Raw genomic sequence first — 21,275 nt, forward strand, 5'->3', positions numbered from 1 at the left:
TAGTGATGCTTAACGGCACCGTGGGTTCGAATCCCACCCTCTCCGCCAAATGCCCAGATAGCTCAGTCGGTAGAGCAAGGGACTGAAAATCCCTGTGTCGATGGTTCGATTCCATTTCTGGGCACCAGTTGAAAAGACATCTAATTAAAATTAGATGTCTTTTTTTGTGTGAAAAATGTCTGTTAGTTATTAAATTATATATTTATAAAATATAAAACTTTTTATAAGATATAGATCGTCTATATATATGTAAGATGAAAAGGAGGACTTAGAAAGATATGAAATTATTGAGCTCAAGTAAAAAAATAAAAGAAAAAATATTTAAAGACTATATAGTTGAAAATAAAAATTCATTTTATAGAATTGCGTATAACTATGTAAAAAATCAAGATGATGCACTAGATATAGTCCAAGAATCTATATTAAAAGGATTATCTAAAATTGATAAACTAGATAACGTAGATTCTATAAAGCCTTGGTTTTATAGAATATTGATAAATACATCGATAGACTATATAAGAAAAAATAAAAAATATATACAAATACAAGATGAATTATCAATGTCTGGTTTTATGGAAGATAATATTGACACAGATATAGATATACAAAATGCATTAGATAGTTTACCAAATGATTATAAAACTGTAATTATATTGAGGTATTTTGAAGATATGAAGATAGCTGATATAGCAAATGTATTAGATGAAAATATAAATACAATGAAAACAAGACTTTATAAAGCTTTAAAATTATTAAAAATTAAAATAGAAGAAGAAGGAGTGTATTAATATGAATGATAAAGAAAAATTACAAAGACTAAAAGAAAATTATGCTAATATTGAAATACCAGATAAATTAGATGATATAGTTAACCAAGCTATAAATAACAAAAAAAGTGCAAACAAAAGAAATGTAATAAAAAACTTAGGAATAGTGGCTGCATCATTAGTTGTATTTATAAGTTCAGTTAATATAAGTCCTGTATTTGCAAATACATTAGAAGATATACCTGTAATAGGTAGTATAGTAAAAGTAGTTAATTTTTCAAATTATAATTTAAATAAAAATGGTTTTGATATTTCTGTAAAAGTTCCTAAAGTAGAAGGATTAAAAAATAAAAAATTAGAAAATGAATTAAATGAAGAACTACAAAAAGAAGGTAAGTCTTTATATAATGATTATGTAAATGAAGTAAAAGAATTACAAGAAGATAATATACAAGGACGTAAAATTGGTGAATCATGGTATGAAGTTAAAACAGATAATGACGATATATTATCATTAGTTATATTTAATTATCAAGCACAAGGTTCATCTAATACAACTAGAAAATTCTATAATATAGACAAAAAAAATGAAACAGCGATAACACTTAAAGGTATGTATAAGGATAAAGACTATATAAGTATAATAAGTGAAAATATAAAATCTCAAATGAGAGAGCAACTGAAAAAGGATTCTGATAAGCAGTATTGGATAGATAGTGAAATGCCTGAAATGGATTTCAAATCTATAAAAGAAGATCAAGGGTTTTATATAAATAAAAATAATGAATTGGTTATATGTTTTGATAAATATGAAGTTGCACCAGGTTGTATGGGATTAGTGGAATTTACTATACCAAATGATGTTTTAAGCCAAACAAATCCAAGTACTTCAATTGTTGGAGTTGATAATATTAGTGGTTCAATAACAAAAATAGATAAAATAAACAACAATTATTTTATTTTAATAAAAGATGATAATAAAGAAACAAATGCATTTTACACAACTAATAAACAAGATTCTTATAAAGATATAAAGAATATTAAGGTTGGACAAAAAGTTGATATTAAATATGCACTAGGTACTCCAGTGAAATATAACAGTAAAATTAGTGCTATGCCTTTAAACTCATTAAAAATAGTGAAAAAATAAGATAAAAACGAAAAAACACCTATCAAAGATAGGTGTTTTTATTTGGGCTAGCGTAATACTTATGTGCGATACATAAGTTCCCACTAACATCATTATAATATAGATTGAAGATATGTAAAGAAAAAATTATATTATTTATAAAAAGGAAAAAGCATCTATCAAAGATAGATGCTTTTTCTGGGCTAGCGTAATACTTATGCGCGATGCATAAGTTCCCACTAACATCATTATAATATAGATTGAGGATAATGTAAAGAAAAAATTATATTATTTATAAAAAGGAAAAAGCACCTATCAAAAGATAGATGCTTTTTCTGGGCTAGCGTAATGCTTATGCGCGATGCATAAGCTCCCACTAACATCATTATAATATATATTAAAATTAATGTAAAGAAAAAATTATATTATTTATAAAAATATCTATAAATTAATTGTTAAAAGAAATATATTCCAATAAATGTGATTTAAATCATATTTATTTAATGTAATAAATAGTACTATTATTATATAAAGAAACAATAAAGAAATAAAATAAAGCAAAATGCAAATAATAAAACTAAAATATAATCAACAGAAGGGAGAGTCTATTCAAATTTACATTGAATAGCAACAATTAAAATGGAAAACATGGTTAAAGTAGTAAGCGCAGAGGAATTCAGCACAAATATAGAAAATGGAAGTGGTATAGCCGTAGTAGACTTTTATGCAACATGGTGTGGTCCTTGTAAAATGTTAGCACCAGTGTTCCAAGAAGCATGTGATGAAATGGGATCAAAAGCTAATTTTGTAAAGGTAGATATAGATCAAACTATGGAGTTAGCTAGAAAATATAGTGTAAGTACAGTTCCTACAGTTATGATATTTAAAGATGGAAAACCTGTAGAGACAATGGTTGGATTTATGCCAAAGGAAAGTTTAATATCAAAGATTAACGGACACTTATAATATAAAGAGGTTATAAATCCATAGTATATAAAAATACAAACTTATGAATTTAAAATTAAATTTTAATAATAAAAGTTATAGAACTTAGGTTTAGTTAAAATAAACCTTTTTCTATAACTTTTTTATTTGTATATATAATTTTAGATATTATATAACCAATCATCGCAAAATAATTTGAATATTTTAACTTAAAGTACTTACTGTAACAATATAATTTATAAAACATAAAATAAATCAAAGGGTAGAAATAAAAATAAATATATGCTAATAAAGGAGGTTTTATATAGATGTCAAAAAAAGTTGAAAAAACAGTAAAAAAAGTAACAGAGCCGGTAGAAAAAGTAGGAAAAGAAGTTGTAAATGGAGTAGGTTCTGTGGCAAAGGAGGCTATTGAAGGAACTATAAATGTGGGAAAAGAAGCTATAAAAACTGGATATAATGTAGGAAAAGAAACTGTAAATACAGGAAAAGCAGTAGGAAAGGCTGTTAAAGATACAATAAAAAAGAAATAGTATTTTAATATGGAAAAGAGGTATACTTACTAAACGGTATACCTCTCTTTCTTATTAAAATATATAAATAAAAGTATATCATAATGTTATAAGCAAATAATAAAACAGTGTAATACATAATATAAATAAAAAGGTGATTATAAATGGAAAAATTTTATTTAATGCCACATCCCCCTATTATGATAGAAGAAGTAGGTAAGGGTCAAGAAAAAAATATTCAAAAAACAATTAATTCATGTAAACAAATAAGTGAGGAAATAAGCTCTATGAACGTAGATACTATTGTAATTATATCACCTCATGGCACTGTGTTTAGAGATGGAATAGGAGTAGTTGTTAGTGATAAGTTAAAAGGTGATTTATCTAAATTTGGAGCAAGTGAAGTTTTCATGGAATTTGATATAAATAATAAATTAACTAGTGAAATAATAGAAAATGCAACAAATAAGGGAATAGCAATAGCTCCTTTAGATAAATACACATGCGCAAATTATGGAGCTAACTTAGAATTAGATCATGGAGCATTAGTACCACTATACTATATAGTAAAACAAAAAAATTATAAACTAGTTCATATAACATATGGAATGTTATCAAAATTAGAACTTTATAATTTTGGAATGGCAATAAGCGAAAGTATAAAAAAATCAAATGAAAAAGCAGTTTTAATAGCATCAGGAGATTTATCTCACAGATTAAATGAAAATGGACCTTATCCATATAGCCCTTATGGTGAAGAATTTGATAATAAATTCTTAGAAATATTACAAAGTGGAGATATGGAAAAACTATTAAATATGAATCAAAAGCTTACTAAAGAAGCTGGAGAATGTGGTTTAAGATCTACATATATATTAGCAGGTGCTATGGATGGATTAGATGTTAAAGGGCAATTACTAAGCTATGAGAACACTTTTGGAGTAGGATATGGAGTTGTAAAATTCAATACAAAAGAAAGTGAGACTAAACTATCAGAAATTTTAAAACAAAAACAAAAAAACTTGGCTACAGAAAAGTTAAAAAGTGGAGATAAATATACTCAATTAGCAAGAAAAAGTCTTTACTATTACTATGACAAAGGTCATTATTTAAATGAAACTAAAGGTTTATCATCTGAAATGTTAAATGAAAGAAGAGGAGTTTTTGTTTCTTTAAAAAAAGAAGGAGAATTAAAAGGATGTATTGGGACAATCGGAGCAGTAACTGATAATGTAGCACAGGAGATAATAAGAAATGCAGTAAGTGCAGCAACATCAGACCCCAGATTTTCTAGCGTAAAGAAAGAGGAATTAGGAGATTTAGATATATCTGTAGATGTATTATTTGAACCAGAACCATGTACGATAAATGATTTAAATGTATATGAATATGGAGTAATAGTAAGTACGATAAGTAAAAGAGGGTTATTACTTCCAAATTTAGAAGGTATAGATAGTGTAGAATCACAAGTACAAATAGCATTACAAAAAGCAGGAATCACTCAAGAAGAAGAATATTTAATAGAAAGATTTAAAGTTGAAAGACATAAGGAGAACAATTTAGATGATTAAAGAAGCTTCTCATTATGAAAAAATAGATAAAGACAATGTATGGTGCAAATTATGCCCACACAACTGCAAAATACCCTGTGACAAAAGTGGAATTTGTATATCAAGAAAGGCCATAAGAGATGAAAATGAAGATACAATTTTGATAAATAGTAATTATGAAGCTATTACGTCTATTGCAATAGACCCGATAGAAAAAAAGCCACTTTATCATTTTTATCCAGGAACTAACATACTTTCAGCAGGAACCTTTGGGTGTAATTTTAAGTGTTCATTTTGTCAAAATTATAGTATATCTCAACAAGAAGTTGAGTATAAAAAGGTAATTAGCGAAGAGCTTGTTGAAGTTATATTAAGTACACCTAATAATATAGGTATTGCATTTACGTATAATGAACCATTTATATGGTATGAATATGTATTAGAAACTGCAAAACTTTTAAAAGAAAAATCTAATGAAAAGAAAGTTGTGCTAGTAACTAATGGATATGTAAGTAAAGAGCCATTAGAAAAATTACTACCATATATAGACGCAATGAATATAGACTTAAAAGGAAATGATAATTATTATAAAGATTTATGTAAAGGTAGTTTAAATCCAGTACTACAAACTATTGAAACCGCTTATAAAAAAGGATGCCATATAGAAGTAACAACTTTATTGGTAACTGATGAAAATACAGATGAAAAAAGCTTAATAGATATAAGAGATTTTTTAAGCAATTTAAATCCTAATATACCTCTTCACATAAGTAGATATTTTCCTATGTATAAACAAATTTCACAAGCTACTAGCTTAGAAGTTATGAAAAAAGCTTATGATATATTAAAGGAAAAATTGAATAATGTTTATGTAGGAAATGTTAGTGAAAAAGAGAAAAAATATATAATATCATAGTAATACCCCTTAGAGAGCGAAATGTTCCCTAGGGGGTATAGTAATACTAACTGCTACTTATCAAGTACATCAGCTAAAGTATATTGATGAAAAACATTCATAAATGAATTTAAGGCAATACCGATAATACCCTTAAGTTTGCAAGAAGAACTTATATTACAAGTGTTACCATCCTTTGAAAAACACTCAACAATATTTAAATTATCTTCAGTAATCTTAAGTAATTCTCCTAAATTTATATCAGCAGGGTTCATACCTAAGCGTAGGCCGCCATTTCTACCTTTACTAGAATCAATATATCCTTCTGTAGCTAATTTATAAACAATCTTTTTTATATGATGATTAGATAATCCTAAAGTATCAGAAATGGAATCAACAGTAAACGTCGTATCTAGATTATTGCCTAAAAGAATCAAAATTCTAAAAGCATAATCACTAAACTTTGATAATGTCATAATAACCTCCATGAATATATAATATTTATATTATATCTCAAATTATAATAAAATAACAAAATAAAATAGGATATAAAAATGAATTAAAATTAAGTTGACATTAATATAGCAAAAGTACTATTCTTTAGGTAAGAAAATAAAATATATTAAGTTCTCCGATTCTATGTACCTAAGGCGAAGCTATGGTTATTAGAACGGTAGGGTATAAAGAGAAATGTTTGTGCCTCCATGTTGGAAAGGAGAAAGTTATCAATTGGTAGCCTTTCCTAGAACTCATGAAATTGCAAGTCTATTGTAAAAGTGATTAGGAAATATATTGCTTTTATAATGGGCTTTTTTAATATACTAACTATATTCTAGAAAAGGTACTGGTTTAAAATGATTAAGCCTTAATATCATTAAGAAATAATATAATTAGGGGGAATTGCAATATGTATGGATATAATGGAAAAATACTTAGAGTAAATTTAAGTAATAAAAGTATTAATGTAGAACCTTTAAATCTAGAAGTAGCTCAAAAATTTATAGGATGTAGAGGATTAGGTGTAAAAACATTTATAGACGAAGTAGATCCAATGGTGGATCCATTAAGCATGGATAATAAATTTATAATAGCAACAGGGCCACTAACAGCAGCACCAATGCCTACAAGTGGTAGGTATATGGTGGTTACAAAATCTCCACTAACAGGAACAATAGCTATATCAAACTCAGGCGGTCAATGGGGAACTAAATTAAAAAATGCTGGATACGATATGGTAATAATAGAAGGAAAATCAGATAAGCCAGTTTATTTATATATAGAAGATGATAAAGTTGAAATAAAAGATGCAAGTGAGTATTGGGGAATGCTATCTCTTGAAGTAACTAATAAACTAAGTGAAGCTCATAATAAAGCTAAAGTACTTTGTATAGGGCCTGCAGGAGAACAATTATCACCAATAGCAGCTATTATGAATGATGTTGATAGAGCAGCAGGAAGAGGTGGAGTAGGAGCTGTACTAGGTTCTAAAAATGTAAAAGCAATAGTAGTAAATGGAAGTGGTAAAGTAAATGTAGCAAATCCAGAACTAGCTAAGGAAGTTAATGCTCAAAAAGTTAATATATTAAGAAATGATCCAGTTGCAGGGAATGGATTACCTACTTATGGAACTGCGGTTTTAGTTAATATAATAAATGAAAATGGAGTACATCCAGTTAAAAACTTCCAAGAATCATACACAGACAAAGCAGATTTAATAAGTGGTGAAGCTTTAACTGAAAATTCACTAGTAAGAAAGCATGCTTGTTATAGATGCCCAATAGCTTGTGGTAGAGTTGTTAAATTAAAGAGTGGAGAAGAAGTAGGAGGACCAGAGTACGAAACACTATGGTCATTTGGTTCAGATTGTGATGTATATGATTTAGATGCAATAAATGAAGCTAATATGCTTTGTAATGAATACGGACTTGATACAATATCAGCAGGAGCTACAATTGCAACAGCTATGGAATTATACCAAAGAGGATATATTAAAGATGAAGAAATTAAAGCTGATGGATTATCTCTAAATTGGGGAGATGCTCATGCTATGGTTGAGTGGACTAAAAAGATGGGTAAAAGAGAAGGGTTTGGAACATATCTTGCTGAAGGCTCATATAGATTATGTGAAAGATATAATGCAACAGAATATTCTATGACAGTTAAAAAACAAGAATTACCAGCATATGATCCAAGGGGAATACAAGGTCATGGTATAACTTATGCAGTAAATAATAGAGGAGGATGTCATATAAAAGGATATATGATAAATCCAGAAATATTAGGAGTTCCAGAAAAATTAGATAAATTAGCATTAGAAGGCAAACCTGCTTATGCTAAAGTATTCCATGATTTAACAGCAGTAATAGATTCTATGGGACTGTGCATATTCACAACATTTGGACTTGGACTTAATGATTATGTAGATATGTATAATGCAGTTTGTGGTGAGATATATACACCAGAAACACTACTTCAGGCAGGAGATAGAATATGGACATTAGAAAAAATATTTAATTTAAGAGCAGGAATAGATAGCTCTCAAGATACACTGCCAAAGAGATTATTAAAAGACCCTATTGTAAATGGACCAACTAAAGGTCATGTTCATAAATTAGATATATTACTTCCACAGTACTATGAGGTTAGAGGTTGGAATGAAGATGGAATACCTCGTGAGGAAACATTAAGAACATTAGGGCTTGAAGAATATATAGGAACAATATCATCTACTTGCTAGAATATAATTAAGATATAAGACAGTCGCCTAATATAAAAGAATTTGATAAAATTTATATTAGGCGACTTATTTTGATTTGCTATATAGAATATGATAAGGGGGGGAAGTATGAAAATTGAAGTAAGGTTATTTGCAACCCTTAGGCAAGGAAGAGAAAAAAAACAAATACTAGACTTGCCGCAAGATACAATTATATTAGAAATACTTCAAATGATAAACATAGAACCTGAGGAAGTTGCGATATTACTTCTCAATGGAATGGATGGAAGTTTTGATAGAAAACTTAAAGATGAAGATGTATTATCAATATTTCCACCTGTGGGAGGTGGCTGATGATGGAAAATAGATATAAAAGAAATATAGGAGCATTAACTATAGCAGAGCATGAAAAATTAAAACACTTTAAAGTATGTGTAGTAGGATGTGGTGGTCTTGGTGGATATACAATAGAGATGCTAGGTAGAATTGGTGTTGGATATATAACTGCAATTGATGGTGATGTATTTGATGAAAGTAATTTAAATAGGCAAATACTTTGCGAAGAAAATAATATAGGTACGAGTAAAGCTAAAAAAGCTAAAATTAGAATGGAAAAAGTAAACTCGAATATATCTATAAATTTTATATATGATTTTTTAGATAAAAAAAATACAAAAAATATGTTAAAGAATCATGACATTGTAATAGATGCACTGGACAATATAAAAACAAGATTTTTACTTCAAGAAAGTTGTGAAGAATTAGAAATACCTCTTATACACGGTGCAATAGAGGGATGGTACGGTCAAGTATGTACTATTTTTCCAGGCGATAAAACCTTAAATAATATTTATAAAAATAAAGAAAAAGAATTAGACAATAAGTTAGGTAATCCGTCTTTTACACCTGCGAATATAGCTTCTATTCAAGTTAGTGAAGCTATAAAAGTATTATTAAATAAGGGAGAAATACTTAGAAAAAAATTGCTTATAATAGATTTGCTTTATAACGAACATAATATTATTGAAATAAAAAAAAGAAAATAGAGATAATAGTAACATATATATAATTACTGATAAAAAAAGAAAAAAAGATTTTAGAATTAAAATCAAAAGGAAAAACAGTAATAATAGTTACACATGATTTTATATAAGCTAAAAAATTAAGTAATTATATAGTCTTTATGGAAAATTTAAACTATAATAAATTAATAAGTTGTAACAAAATGGACTCTATGATTAGAGTTCATTTTGTTACAACTTATTAATTTTAATTATTTGTGTATTTATAATAATATTAATATTTTGGAAATATCTTATATACATCAAAGCGGTCTTTAAATCCAAATACTGTAGATAGAGTATATATTTTATCCTCATTATAATTAGACCTAAATTCATATCTTAAGAAAGGTAAGTCTGACATAGATTTACATAAAGTAGGGACACTCCAAGTTTCGCCTAAATCACTAGATTTACAAGTATATAAATCATGGTACTCTACCCATTGAGCATAAATAGTAGAGTTAAATTCAATTAAATGAGGAAACAAGCACATAACACCACTTCTTATAAATGTTGATTTATAAATATTAAATTTACCATCTTTTAAATAACCATTTATATATCTACAATAGTATCGATCGTTATTATTCTCAGAAAAAACTATATGATAAGAATCGTCAGTATGTCTTATAACAGATAAATAGATTTTAGATTTTTTTGTGTTTGTTATTTGTATGGGAATTGACCATTCACAACAGTTTAAATTAAAAGTAGATATAAATAGTTCTTCAACTCCATTTATAAACTTAAAATAAAATATACTAGGAGTATTATTATCCCAAGTAACTATGAAATTACTCATTATATTGTAATTTATAAAATCAATTTGTTTTTTTACATATACATCATTTTTTTTATATATATGAATTAACCTTGCTAAATAAAAAATACTTTTATTTAGTGAATAATATATAAGATGATTACCTTCAGATGTATTTTTCATGTAAGGAAATTTTATGAAAAAATCGTTATAATCATATTTTATAATTGTAGTTTTATCAATTATATCATCTTTTATATTAACATTGAGAAGCTTACCTTTTTTATCATTTATTACACCATATATGCTATCATCATTATTTATATCTAGCCAAATATCTACAAAACAATAATTTCCATCTATTATTTTATGAGAAGATAATTTATTAAAATTGCTATCTATACTATCATATATAATGTTTTTATCTAAGTTAAATATAGTTAAATTTTTATTTGATTTTTGGATTAATATTTCTGTTTTGTTTATAAACGCCATAAAATCCTCCCCTAAAAATACTTATACTAATATTTATATTTAAAATACTCTATTTTATACGTATATTATAAATGAAAGTAAAAAAATGTATGGCTAACCCAGTAACATATATACCTCTATTTCATATATTTTAATGAGAAGAGAATATAATCTTTTCTAAAAGACTATACAGGAGGGCAAATTTAATATGAATGAAGAAAATAGAAATAATGAAAAAAGACAACATGATTGTTGTGGATGCAATGAAGAAAGACTAGAAGCAGTACCAAATCAATGTAAGGAAAAGTGTTGTCATCCAAAAGAAGTAAGATGTGGAGACATACACTGTGCAAGATGTATACCTATAATAGCAGAAAGAGTATTTGATTGTGTATGCCTTGAATCAGGGGGAATGAAATATATAAAAGATCTAGAGTTTGAGATAACATCAAATGGTAAATATGAAGATGGAGATGAAATATGTATTGATAAAATAGCTGTAAGCTATGGTTTTATAGGGTTACGTAATAATAGATGCGAGTGCGGACCAGCAGCGCCATTAGAAGTAATCGTAGATAATAGTCCTGACAATCCAATAGAATTTACGCCACCAGAATGTTCACCATCAGCAAGATGTTGGTTCGACGGAGGAAAGAAAACTTTATATAACACTTATAGCGCATCTCTTATAGCAACAAATCTTGATTGCTGTGAAAAAGGAAAAAAATCAAAAATTGCTGAGGAAGAATTATCATTTTATGTATGCGATTTAGTTATTTATGTATATGGAAAAATAGGCTGTGAACCATTTACAGCTAAGACTGACAGATTCAGTGGTAAACTAGCTGATTTTGGGGGAAATGGATTTAAAGATATAGATTTCCTTGGAACAGTATGCTTCCCTTCAGGAAAAACATGTGTAAATATGGAACTGAAATTTGATGGTTGTATATCAGTAGATTGTGTAACACCAAAGTGCAAATACCATGAATGTGATAAAAATTGTGGCGATGATAGTTATAGTGATCGTGATAAAGAGAAAAAATTTGAGGCATCAGTATTAGCTTCTCTTTTAGTAACTCAACAAGTTTATGTAACAGTAAGAGAAGAGTTAGCAGTGTATACAACACCTGGTAAAATAGCCTGTAAAAATGGAAATATATCATCAAGTTGTGATTCCGAGTGTGATTGCTAGTAGATGGATTTAATAATCAAGAATGTATAAAGGCCTATTACTTAAATAGGCCTTTTGTATTACTAAAAAGTAATAAATACTATCATCTATACATACATATAAATGATAGTATTTATTAAGAAAAAATTGATTGTGGAGGGGTGAATATAATTGGAAAAAAATTATGATACTAAATCAATAGCAGAAGTATTTATGATAATAAAAGAATTAGTATATAGTAGGCCATATGAAGAAAAATTTTCTGTATACGTAGAAATTATAACTACAGATGGTTTAAGTAATAAAATAAAAATAACTAATGACAAACAAAATCAAATTAAAATAAATAGCAACATTATAATATACAATAAAACAGCAATATCTTTGCATGATATAGTCAAGATAAAAATACTAACGAATAGCATACAAGATAATACATTTAAAAATATATTTATTAAAGAATTAAAAAATATAACTATATCTAATTATAAAAATGTATACAATCCAAGTTCAAGCTATCAAAAAAGATACAACAATAGATTTAAAAATAAAGACATTCAAAGTTATATAGAAGATAACTGTAAAGAAATAAAAAGTATAAATCATGATGGAATTAAATTCGATAATTATGCAAAAAAAATTATCAATGTAGATGTTGAAGATGTTTTAAATAATAAAACATCCTTAGATATAAAGAAAAAAAATGTTTTAGATAATGTTGATATAAAGTTAGAGCAATGCGATGTAATAAATTCCATTGAAAAAAGTACAGTAAACGTGATAAAAGGACTTGATATTGAAGAAAAATTAGTTTTAACAAATAACTCAAAAGAAGTTGAGGTAGCAAAACCAGTAAAAACAAAAGAAGTTGAGGTAATAACTAATTTAGATACAAAAGAGTACAATGTAGTTATAGACCAATGTCCTACAACTGCAATAAAGGAAATAACAGAAAATAAATCAAAAGCAGTTATAGATGTGACACCAAATTACTTAGAAGGGGTTATAGGAAATATAGATAAAGAAAAACAAATAATTAAACCTAAAACTATTGATATATTAGGACTAGAACCAATAAATAAATATGTTGACAAAAATGAAGTGAATGGAAAACCCCTTCAACTAGATCCAACTGGCGAACGTTACATAGGTGTTGTATTAGATGATGGAACATTTGAACCTCTAAAAATAGAATTAAAAACAGTAACAGTATTACAAGATGGAACTATAAACTTACTAGGTAATATTAATAAAGATTCTCAAATTAAACAAGTTGTAGAAAGTATAGATGAGTTAAAAGATGATTTATTAAAGTCGTTAAATATTGAGTACGCGCAAAATGTAGCTGAATATAAAGAAGAAAATTTAAAACAAATAAAAGGCATTATAAATACTTCATCAGATATAGTAAATAGTATAACTAATAAAAATGATACTGCACATGTTGTGACAAAAGATGAAACAGAATTAATGAAGAATATACAAAAAATACACTATAATTCAATACAAAAAGTAGATGATATAAAAACAGTATCAGTTATGAAGTCAGCAAGGCTTGTAAGTACTAAAAACAGCGTTATAGAAGATGTTAAATTAAAGAAAGAAGACATAACGGTGGTTAAAAATATAGAGACTATTGATGAAAAAGTACCAAGTATAGCTAAAGAAAACATCAATGGTAATGTAGAGACAGTTGGTGATGGAATTATGGTAGTAAATAATGATAATCTAGATATAACTATTTACTGCACATCTAAGATAAATTCTGTAAATTAGTAAAAAATAAAATAGCTATATAAATTTATATATAGCTATTTGTTTTACAGAGAATGTGCATAGATTTGTGTAAATATAATTTTTGAGTACATAATATTACTAAGAATAATTAATTCTAGTAATATTTTTTTATATGAATATTATTATCAATTTATGAATTTAACATACTGAAAATGATGAAGGTAAATTTGTTTTTACACAAATTGATATGCTCAAGTTAAGTCGCATCTTTAAAATTTGTACTAAGTTTCCTTAGGAGTCTAAGAAATTCCTTTTTTTCATCTTCAGTAAAATTACTATACGCAGTTTCTTTTACTTGAGATGAAATATAATTAAATTTATCTTCGATATCCATTGCCTTTTGGGTTAGATTTATATAAGTAATACGCTTGTCATAACTACATTTTTCTTTATCTACATAACCTAAATCTATGAGTCTGTTGACTAAAGCGGTTACAGTAGACTTGTCTTTACCAATTTTACTTGCCATTTCTTTCATAGTAAGCTTTTTATTACTTTCAAAAAGTGCTGTAAGTACATTACCATGAGTAGGAATTAAATCATTTAAGTTATTTTGTTTAAGTTTATTTTCTATAAATTTTATCATATTAACTTTCGTTCTGCTAACGAAATATATAATGTATTTATCATTCATTAAAAAATCTCCAATCTAATTAGAAATTAAGTTATATAGTAAGTTAAAAATTGAATCATTATATATAATAGCACATTTATAATGAAATATGTAAATCTTATAGTGAAGATATTGTACCAAAAAGGTTTGATACAAAACTATTATTAACTAAAATTAGCTTGATGTTAAACTAATTTTAGTTAATTACTAGATAAATTTTTATATTTAATAAGATTAGTTTATGTAAAATTTAGTATAAAAATAAGAATAAAATGTATCTAATGACAAATATAACTAGATATAAAATAAAATAAATGTGAAACTTATAATAAACGGTTTCTTATTGGAAATATAATTGATAATATTATAAAAAACTACAAAATATTTACATGTTTGGTGTTATAATATACATGAAGGAGGGGAAAATATGAAAAAAATACTGTATATAGATCTAGAAAATAAGAAGATAAGAATAACACATCAGTACGATGAACATAAAATAAATTTAAAAGGTGATAATTTAGTATTTGAAGCGCCACCTTTAGCTGGATATGGAGTTGTAGGGTTAAATAGATTAAATGTGTATGATAAAACCTCATCATCACAAAGTGGAAGTCATTTTACACATTTTATGAAATGTAATGGTTATGATTATTTAGTAATTGAAGGGCAAAGTGATTGTCCGGTATATGTATATATAGATAAAGAAAATATAAGTATAAATGAAGCTACTGATATATATAGTGACGATTATCAAACTATACAAATATCGCTTAAAAAAGAATTAGAAAATGATAAAATCGAAATAGCTGCAGTGGGGATGGCAGGAATTAAGAAGATTGATTTCGCAAAAATTATGTTTAGGAATAATAAGTCGTGTGGAAAAGAGGGTCTTGGAAAATTAATGGCTACTAAAAATCTAAAGGCCATTGTATTAAATAAACAAGAAAATTTAATGCCATATGATAATGATAAATTTAAAAAATATAACCAAGTAATTGGACAAAGGATAATTAATGATAACAAAGTAAATTGGTATGATGAAAACAATAGTTGTTATGGATGCTGTCTAAATTGTAAAAATACTGCAATAGATAAAATAAAAAGTTACGGATTTGATTTAAAACAAGCTAAAAATATAAACGAACTATCTAATTTTTATGGAATGGATAGTATAACATTAGCACAAGGAATAGAGAAATATAAAAAGAAATTTGATACAGAAATTATAGATTTAGATAGTTTTGTAGAAAATATAATAAATAATTATGATTATTATAGACCATTATTTATAAATGAAGATAAAAAAATAAAAGATAAAAAAGAAAAAGATAGTGGAGAAAGATTAGGATTTTGTAAAATATTATTACAAAAAAATATACTAAGTGAAAAAGAAAAAAAATCTCTAGTAAAATGTATACTAGGTTTAAGTATAGCAATTTAAAAAAATATAGTTGAAGTAGGATAATATATAAATCATATTAAGTGTTCTTTATAAAAAAGGACACTTAATATGATTTACTTATTAAAGCAGATACTTTAGAAAATGATTTCATAAAATATTTATTAAAAACAATAAATAATCACTTTTTTTAGAAAAGGTAAATAAATCAAAAAAGTCGTCCAATATAGTTTAATATTGGCCGACTTTTAAATATGAATTTAAAAGAATATAGACAATAAAATCTACACTCATTATTTAATATATTCAATTCCGTTTATAAATAGAGAATAAGGTTTATTATCTTTTAATATCATATCAAATGATGTAGTTTCACTTTTACCTAAAGATATCTCTCCTTGAGCATAAACGGAACTTCCATTTTTATGCATTGTTTTAGTAGTTATTGTATATTCAGACGTTAAGTGTAGAGTATCTTTTATTTTACTTTCTATTATTTTAGAACAAGATGAAAACTCAGCTTCAGATACCAAAGTACTTGAAGCACGAAGTTCAAATGTTACAGGTTTTCCATTTGACCCATATTTACCCTTTAATAGACTGTTATCAATAAAAGAAAGTAAAGTAAAGAACATTACTAAGCCTAAAATTATTAAAAAGATTTTATTCTTTTTAACAACTTTAATACCTTTTTCTTTCTTCTTCTTATATTTAGGATAAGGAATAACCTTAGAGAAATTACTAGAGTTGGTATTATTAATCTTATACTTTGAATTTTGACTTTTTTCATCTGATTGTCTTTGTCTAAATGGAATCATTTTGTTAACGGTAGTTTTCACGGGCTTCCTCCTTCAACTTATACAACATTCCTATACAAGATAATAGTACTACTATTAGCACTAATATACAATAAAATGAAAAAATGATAATCTTACAAAAATAAGTTAATTTTTTCAATTTACAACAATTATATTCAAAGTTTAATTATTATTATATATATATGTTCTGAAAAAGAATCTACATTAGCTAAATCAATCAAACTACAATAAAATAAATAATTTAAAAAGTAACGATATAGTGAAAGTGTAAAAGCTTAATTAGAACATATATATAAGATATGTTCTAATTAAGCTTTAGTTAGGGGGAGATTTAATATTTATAAGTATAAATCTCTTTCACCATTTTCCAATGAAACTATATTATTACATACAATTTGTTTTATATCATCTCTTTGTATTTTACTTATTTCTTTATTAATCAGAATATCTCCCATTGATTGTAGCTCTTCATCACCATAATCAATTAAAAATTCTTTTAGTGTAGTAAGGGCATTTGGAGTACATACATTGTGTATTTCACCACTTTTAGCTAGACTCATAAATCTATCACCAGTTCTTCCCATTCTATAGCAAGCTGTACAATAACTAGGAATGTATCCATCACTAATAAGCTCTTTTAAAACTTGGATAGGTGTTCTATGATCTTCTAATTTAAATTGATCAACACTTTTTCCATCTTCTTCTTCCTTATATCCACCAACACCAGTTATAGAACCAGCACTAACTTGTGATACACCATATTTTAAAAGTTCATTTCTCATCTCTGCAGATTCACGAGTAGACATTATTATGCCTGTATAAGGAACTGCTAAACGAGTTATAGCAACTATTTTTTTAAACATATCATCATCAATTAAGTGAGGGAAATCTTCTAATTTCATTCCTTCAGCTTTTTTTAGTCTAGGGAATGAAATAGTATGGAACCCTACACCAAATTTTTCTTCAAGGTGAGCATTATGCATCATAAGCCCTAGTACCTCAAACTTAGGGTTGGATAGTCCAAATAAAACTCCAGCACCAACATCATCAATTCCAGCTTCCATAGCTCTATCAAAAGCTGTTAAATGATAGTAGTAATCATTTTTTATAGATTTTCCGTGCATTTTAATAAATGTTGGTTTGTGATAAGTTTCTTGGAATAGTATATAAGTACCAATACCTTTTTCCTTTACTTTTCTATAGTTTTCAACTGTAGTGGCTGCTATATTAACATTAACTCTTCTTATATTTCCATTGTCGTTAGAAGTAGAGTAAATAGTATCAAGAGATTCTAATACATATTCAATAGGGCAGTTTTTAGGGTCTTCACCAACTTCAAGTGCCAGTCTTTTGTGACCCATTTTTTCAAGGATTTTAACTTCTTCTCTAATTTCATTTTGAGATAGTTTTTTTCTCTCAAATTTATTACATCTTTGATATCCACAGTAAACGCAGTCATTTACACAATAGTTAGATATATATAAAGGTGCAAATAAAACAACTCTATTACCGTATATTTCATTCTTTATTTCACCAGCTATTTTAAATAGTTTATCTAATTGGTCTTTATCATTAATCTCAAGAAGTACTGCTATATCTTCATAACTCAATTTTTCTCTTTTGTTAGATTTCTCTAGGACATTATTTACATCTTCCTTAGTTGCATTTTGAGCCTTTTTTAATAATTCATTTATAAGTTCATGGTTTATAAACATTTTACACGCCTCCAATTTATATTATCGCCACGAGAATAGTCAACACTAAGCCCAAGGTTGTTAATAGCGTCTTCTAAACTCTTATGGTATTCATAAGCTTCACATCCTGTAGACAGTTTGTTGTCATACAAGGTATATTTACCTCTAAGTTCATAGGGAGAAAGGTTAGGCATAATTACATTACATCCTGCGAGTAAACCTTGGTTTCTTCCAGCAGCATCAATAGATGCAAGTGCAGTAGTAGCTGGTAATAGGGTCGTAGGTAGTAACAATCTAGTAAGTGAAAGTATTAAAAGTGTCTTTTTTAAATCACCAGGTTTGTAGTCTTTAAATATACTATCATGATGAGGAATAAAAGGACCTATTCCAACCATATGAGGGTTTAGTTTTTTTAAATACAATAAATCATTTACAATATCCTCATCAGTTTGAAAAGGTGAACCTACCATAAAACCTGCACCAACTTGAAATCCAATTTCTTTTAAATTTTCTAAGCATTCTTTTCTGTTAGATAGTTTTAAATTAGATGGATGAAGCTTACTATAATGAGATTCACTAGAAGTTTCATGTCTAAGTAAATATCTATCAGCACCACTTAAAAAATATTTTTTATATGTATCATAACTTTTCTCCCCAAGAGACAGAGTTATAGCACAATCTGGGTATTTGTTTTTAATAGAAGAGATTATATCGCACATTTTATTGTCATCAAAATATAAATCTTCTCCACCTTGTAGTACAAATGTTTTATATCCTATTTTATGTCCTATCTCACAGCACTCTAAGATATCTTCTTTATTAAGCCTATACCTGTCAACATTACTATTACCACATCTTATACCGCAGTAATAGCAATCATTTTTGCAATAGTTGCTGATTTCTATAAGACCTCTTAAAAAAACTTTATTACCATAATGTTTGTAACGAGTATCGCAAGCTAATTTATACAGACGTTCTCTATGTCCTAATGAGTTAGTATAATCAAAAGTAGAATTAAATTTGTCTATATTTTTAAAAATATAAAGTAATTCATTAAAATCAAGCGAATTAGTAGTGGATAGTTTGTTTATTAAATGTTTAATATTCATCATAGTTCAAATGGCTCCAATGTTCTATCTAAGATACCTTTAGCATAAGCCATCAGCACACCATAATTTACAATAGGTACACCAAGGTCTTTAGATTTTTGGATTCTACTAAGCATAGCAGACCTATTCATCATACATCCTCCACAATGAACTACGAGTGAATATTCATTTAAATCGTGGCCGAAAGAAATTCCTGAAGTAAAGTCAAAAGTTAAATCCTTTTTAGTTCTTTGTTTTATCATATTTGGAATTTTAAAAGTACCAATATCATCAATTTGTCTATGATGAGTACAACCTTCAGCGATAAGTATTTTATCACCGTCTTTTAAATTATCTATAGCATGAGCACCACTAATGAGTTCATCTAAATCGCCTTTAGCTCTAGCAAATAATATAGAAAACGATGTAAGTGCTATATCGCAAGGTGTATCTTTATCAACTCTTTCAAAAACTTGAGAATCAGTTATAACCATTTTAGGTTTTTTAGAAAGATTAGATAATGTATGTACGAGACTATCTTCTTTTGTAATAATAGCAATAGCTCCACTATCCAATATATCTCTTACTACTTGTTGCTGAGGGAGTATAAGTCTTCCTTTTGGAGCAGCTTTGTCTATTGGAATAACCAATACAACAAAATCATCAGGTTCTATTAAGTCGCTTACTAATTTAAATTCATCTATTCCCTTAGGCATAACATTAATTATTTCTTGTTTTAAGTTTTCAATTCCAATTTTGTTAGTAGCAGAAACAGAGACTATAGGAGCATCTATAGATTTATTTATATTCGTTAATATTTGAGATTCATCTTTAAGTTTATCGACTTTGTTTAAAACTAAGATATAAGGTATATTCTTAGATTTAAAACTTTCTATTAAGGATAGATCTTCGCTAGATATTCCGATACCGCTATCTACTATTAAAAGAGCAATATCAGTTTTAGATAATATATCTAAACTTTTGTTTATCCTAAGTTCTCCAAGTTCACCAACGTCATCAAGTCCTGCAGTATCTATCAAGACGCAAGGACCAATCGGTAAGATTTCCATAGGTCTAAAGACCGGGTCAGTGGTAGTTCCAGCTATATCTGAAACAATTGCTGCTTCTTGATTTGTTATAGCATTTATTACACTAGATTTACCAGCATTCCTTTTTCCGAATAATCCAATATGTACCCTAACGCTTTGAGGAGTCGAGTTAAGACTCATATTTTCACCTCCTAGATTTCTTTTTTAGATATACTTGTCTTAACTAAAACATGTTCTATATTGCCAAGTTTACCAGTCATATTATTTACAACATCCATTTCAGCAAGTACAACAATACATATAATAGATACCCCTTCATCATCACAAGGAATACCCATTCTTCCTTTTATAATTCCTTTGAAGCTAGACACAACTTCATTGAATTTATGTTGACATTTATCAGGTTCTTCTAAAATTGCACTTATGACAGCGACATTTTTCATAAAGCCTCCCTTAATTTTAAATTATTAAAATATTTATCTGTAATACAAAAAACTTCTCCAATAAAGAGAATCTCTAAAGGAAAAGTTAGTATCTACACAACAAAAATAAGTTGAAGTATTATAACTAATTTCCTTACAGATTAGATAAGCTCTTTTCTGGTAGGGTTAGTTTGCAAATTTTAAGAATACAACAAACAACTTAAGAAAAACGTTATCCATAAATCTAAAGAAGATTGAAGTTAATTATATAGTAGTACTAAAGTATAATTAAATCTACTAAAAAATTTATTTTTATGTAATAAATTTTTATGAAATTAACTGTTAAATTTTGAAGTGGTTGAAAAATATACAATAAATTACAAAAAATATTTATATAATACAAAAC

At 27.1% G+C, this 21,275-nt stretch carries 20 protein-coding genes, 1 tRNA gene and 1 riboswitch; of the genes, 13 read left to right on the plus strand and 8 right to left on the minus strand.

Going from position 1 to position 21,275, the window contains the following annotated elements:
* Window positions 1-51: 51 nt before the first annotated feature.
* The 7 genes from AC11VW_RS02950 to amrS all read left to right on the plus strand — a co-directional run bounded on the left by AC11VW_RS02950 (window position 52) and on the right by amrS (window position 5,819).
* Window positions 52-127: transfer RNA gene (locus AC11VW_RS02950), tRNA-Phe, on the plus strand.
* 151 nt (window positions 128-278) lie between these two features.
* Complete coding sequence (locus tag AC11VW_RS02955; protein WP_484299899.1) at window positions 279-788, plus strand: RNA polymerase sigma factor; 510 nt, start codon at window positions 279-281, stop codon at window positions 786-788.
* Window position 789: 1 nt separating this feature from the next.
* Window positions 790-1,917, plus strand: coding sequence for an anti-sigma-V factor RsiV (gene rsiV / locus AC11VW_RS02960; RefSeq protein WP_484299900.1), 1,128 nt, complete (start codon window positions 790-792; stop codon window positions 1,915-1,917).
* 627 nt (window positions 1,918-2,544) lie between these two features.
* The gene (trxA, locus tag AC11VW_RS02965) at window positions 2,545-2,862 is read left to right on the plus strand and encodes a thioredoxin (protein ID WP_484299917.1); all 318 of its coding nucleotides are present in this window, start codon (window positions 2,545-2,547) and stop codon (window positions 2,860-2,862) included.
* Between the two features lie 287 nt (window positions 2,863-3,149).
* Window positions 3,150-3,374 (plus strand): hypothetical protein, encoded by a 225-nt coding sequence (locus AC11VW_RS02970; protein ID WP_484299901.1) that lies wholly within the window; start codon window positions 3,150-3,152, stop codon window positions 3,372-3,374.
* A gap of 143 nt (window positions 3,375-3,517) precedes the next feature.
* On the plus strand, window positions 3,518-4,924 hold the full coding sequence (gene amrA, locus AC11VW_RS02975) for an AmmeMemoRadiSam system protein A (RefSeq protein WP_484299902.1): 1,407 nt from the start codon (window positions 3,518-3,520) through the stop codon (window positions 4,922-4,924).
* The gene (amrS, locus tag AC11VW_RS02980; protein WP_484299903.1) at window positions 4,917-5,819 is read left to right on the plus strand and encodes an AmmeMemoRadiSam system radical SAM enzyme; all 903 of its coding nucleotides are present in this window, start codon (window positions 4,917-4,919) and stop codon (window positions 5,817-5,819) included. Before amrA ends, amrS begins: the two co-directional genes overlap by 8 nt.
* A 53-nt stretch (window positions 5,820-5,872) precedes the next feature.
* Here amrS and AC11VW_RS02985 read toward each other — a convergent pair whose 3' ends face one another.
* Entirely contained in the window at window positions 5,873-6,274 is a 402-nt protein-coding gene (locus tag AC11VW_RS02985) for an RrF2 family transcriptional regulator (protein WP_484299904.1), read from the minus strand.
* A gap of 141 nt (window positions 6,275-6,415) precedes the next feature.
* Window positions 6,416-6,532, plus strand: a riboswitch (molybdenum cofactor riboswitch).
* A gap of 173 nt (window positions 6,533-6,705) precedes the next feature.
* Between AC11VW_RS02985 and AC11VW_RS02990 the strand changes: the two genes are divergently transcribed.
* The 3 genes from AC11VW_RS02990 to AC11VW_RS03000 all read left to right on the plus strand — a co-directional run bounded on the left by AC11VW_RS02990 (window position 6,706) and on the right by AC11VW_RS03000 (window position 9,560).
* A complete protein-coding gene (locus AC11VW_RS02990; protein WP_484299905.1) occupies window positions 6,706-8,535 on the plus strand; it encodes an aldehyde ferredoxin oxidoreductase family protein in 1,830 nt (609 codons plus the stop codon).
* Between the two features lie 108 nt (window positions 8,536-8,643).
* Window positions 8,644-8,868, plus strand: a complete 225-nt coding sequence (locus AC11VW_RS02995) for a MoaD/ThiS family protein (protein ID WP_484299906.1) — start codon at window positions 8,644-8,646, stop codon at window positions 8,866-8,868.
* A complete protein-coding gene (locus AC11VW_RS03000; protein WP_484299907.1) occupies window positions 8,868-9,560 on the plus strand; it encodes a HesA/MoeB/ThiF family protein in 693 nt (230 codons plus the stop codon). Before AC11VW_RS02995 ends, AC11VW_RS03000 begins: the two co-directional genes overlap by 1 nt.
* Before the next feature lie 250 nt (window positions 9,561-9,810).
* On the opposite strand, the gene AC11VW_RS03005 is transcribed toward AC11VW_RS03000, so the two are convergent.
* Window positions 9,811-10,833, minus strand: a complete 1,023-nt coding sequence (locus AC11VW_RS03005) for a hypothetical protein (RefSeq protein ID WP_484299908.1) — start codon at window positions 10,831-10,833, stop codon at window positions 9,811-9,813.
* A 187-nt stretch (window positions 10,834-11,020) separates the two neighbouring features.
* Between AC11VW_RS03005 and AC11VW_RS03010 the strand changes: the two genes are divergently transcribed.
* Complete coding sequence (locus AC11VW_RS03010) at window positions 11,021-12,007, plus strand: hypothetical protein (RefSeq protein ID WP_484299909.1); 987 nt, start codon at window positions 11,021-11,023, stop codon at window positions 12,005-12,007.
* A gap of 150 nt (window positions 12,008-12,157) precedes the next feature.
* Window positions 12,158-13,762 carry a hypothetical protein gene (locus AC11VW_RS03015; protein WP_484299910.1) on the plus strand — a complete coding sequence of 535 codons (1,605 nt, stop codon included), beginning with the start codon at window positions 12,158-12,160 and terminating at the stop codon, window positions 13,760-13,762.
* Between the two features lie 217 nt (window positions 13,763-13,979).
* Here the strand turns inward: AC11VW_RS03015 and AC11VW_RS03020 are convergent, their stop codons facing one another.
* Window positions 13,980-14,417, minus strand: a complete 438-nt coding sequence (locus AC11VW_RS03020; protein ID WP_484299911.1) for a MarR family winged helix-turn-helix transcriptional regulator — start codon at window positions 14,415-14,417, stop codon at window positions 13,980-13,982.
* 406 nt (window positions 14,418-14,823) lie between these two features.
* Between AC11VW_RS03020 and AC11VW_RS03025 the strand changes: the two genes are divergently transcribed.
* The gene (locus AC11VW_RS03025; protein WP_484299912.1) at window positions 14,824-15,840 is read left to right on the plus strand and encodes an aldehyde ferredoxin oxidoreductase N-terminal domain-containing protein; all 1,017 of its coding nucleotides are present in this window, start codon (window positions 14,824-14,826) and stop codon (window positions 15,838-15,840) included.
* A 251-nt stretch (window positions 15,841-16,091) separates the two neighbouring features.
* Here AC11VW_RS03025 and AC11VW_RS03030 read toward each other — a convergent pair whose 3' ends face one another.
* From AC11VW_RS03030 to AC11VW_RS03050, 5 genes are all read right to left on the minus strand, one after another.
* Complete coding sequence (locus AC11VW_RS03030) at window positions 16,092-16,637, minus strand: hypothetical protein (RefSeq protein ID WP_484299913.1); 546 nt, start codon at window positions 16,635-16,637, stop codon at window positions 16,092-16,094.
* A gap of 317 nt (window positions 16,638-16,954) precedes the next feature.
* Window positions 16,955-18,331 carry a [FeFe] hydrogenase H-cluster radical SAM maturase HydG gene (gene hydG, locus AC11VW_RS03035; protein ID WP_484299914.1) on the minus strand — a complete coding sequence of 459 codons (1,377 nt, stop codon included), beginning with the start codon at window positions 18,329-18,331 and terminating at the stop codon, window positions 16,955-16,957.
* Window positions 18,322-19,419 carry a [FeFe] hydrogenase H-cluster radical SAM maturase HydE gene (gene hydE, locus AC11VW_RS03040; protein ID WP_484299918.1) on the minus strand — a complete coding sequence of 366 codons (1,098 nt, stop codon included), beginning with the start codon at window positions 19,417-19,419 and terminating at the stop codon, window positions 18,322-18,324. Before hydE ends, hydG begins: the two co-directional genes overlap by 10 nt.
* The gene (gene hydF, locus AC11VW_RS03045) at window positions 19,419-20,627 is read right to left on the minus strand and encodes a [FeFe] hydrogenase H-cluster maturation GTPase HydF (RefSeq protein ID WP_484299915.1); all 1,209 of its coding nucleotides are present in this window, start codon (window positions 20,625-20,627) and stop codon (window positions 19,419-19,421) included. Before hydF ends, hydE begins: the two co-directional genes overlap by 1 nt.
* An 11-nt stretch (window positions 20,628-20,638) precedes the next feature.
* On the minus strand, window positions 20,639-20,890 hold the full coding sequence (locus AC11VW_RS03050; RefSeq protein ID WP_484299916.1) for a TM1266 family iron-only hydrogenase system putative regulator: 252 nt from the start codon (window positions 20,888-20,890) through the stop codon (window positions 20,639-20,641).
* Between the last annotated feature and the right edge of the window lie 385 nt (window positions 20,891-21,275).

It is taken from the genome of Romboutsia sp., assembly GCF_056995035.1.

Coding starts and splice junctions, on each gene's coding strand:
- AC11VW_RS02985 (WP_484299904.1), bottom strand. CDS start 6,274: ATGACATTATCAAAGTTTAGTGATTATGCTTTTAGAATTTTGATTCTT.
- hydE (WP_484299918.1), bottom strand. CDS start 19,419: ATGAATATTAAACATTTAATAAACAAACTATCCACTACTAATTCGCTT.
- AC11VW_RS02990 (WP_484299905.1), top strand. CDS start 6,706: ATGTATGGATATAATGGAAAAATACTTAGAGTAAATTTAAGTAATAAA.
- trxA (WP_484299917.1), top strand. CDS start 2,545: ATGGTTAAAGTAGTAAGCGCAGAGGAATTCAGCACAAATATAGAAAAT.
- AC11VW_RS03005 (WP_484299908.1), bottom strand. CDS start 10,833: ATGGCGTTTATAAACAAAACAGAAATATTAATCCAAAAATCAAATAAA.
- AC11VW_RS03050 (WP_484299916.1), bottom strand. CDS start 20,890: ATGAAAAATGTCGCTGTCATAAGTGCAATTTTAGAAGAACCTGATAAA.
- amrS (WP_484299903.1), top strand. CDS start 4,917: ATGATTAAAGAAGCTTCTCATTATGAAAAAATAGATAAAGACAATGTA.
- AC11VW_RS03025 (WP_484299912.1), top strand. CDS start 14,824: ATGAAAAAAATACTGTATATAGATCTAGAAAATAAGAAGATAAGAATA.
- AC11VW_RS02995 (WP_484299906.1), top strand. CDS start 8,644: ATGAAAATTGAAGTAAGGTTATTTGCAACCCTTAGGCAAGGAAGAGAA.
- AC11VW_RS03000 (WP_484299907.1), top strand. CDS start 8,868: ATGATGGAAAATAGATATAAAAGAAATATAGGAGCATTAACTATAGCA.
- AC11VW_RS02970 (WP_484299901.1), top strand. CDS start 3,150: ATGTCAAAAAAAGTTGAAAAAACAGTAAAAAAAGTAACAGAGCCGGTA.
- AC11VW_RS03020 (WP_484299911.1), bottom strand. CDS start 14,417: ATGAATGATAAATACATTATATATTTCGTTAGCAGAACGAAAGTTAAT.
- AC11VW_RS03010 (WP_484299909.1), top strand. CDS start 11,021: ATGAATGAAGAAAATAGAAATAATGAAAAAAGACAACATGATTGTTGT.
- hydF (WP_484299915.1), bottom strand. CDS start 20,627: ATGAGTCTTAACTCGACTCCTCAAAGCGTTAGGGTACATATTGGATTA.
- rsiV (WP_484299900.1), top strand. CDS start 790: ATGAATGATAAAGAAAAATTACAAAGACTAAAAGAAAATTATGCTAAT.
- AC11VW_RS02955 (WP_484299899.1), top strand. CDS start 279: ATGAAATTATTGAGCTCAAGTAAAAAAATAAAAGAAAAAATATTTAAA.
- hydG (WP_484299914.1), bottom strand. CDS start 18,331: ATGTTTATAAACCATGAACTTATAAATGAATTATTAAAAAAGGCTCAA.
- amrA (WP_484299902.1), top strand. CDS start 3,518: ATGGAAAAATTTTATTTAATGCCACATCCCCCTATTATGATAGAAGAA.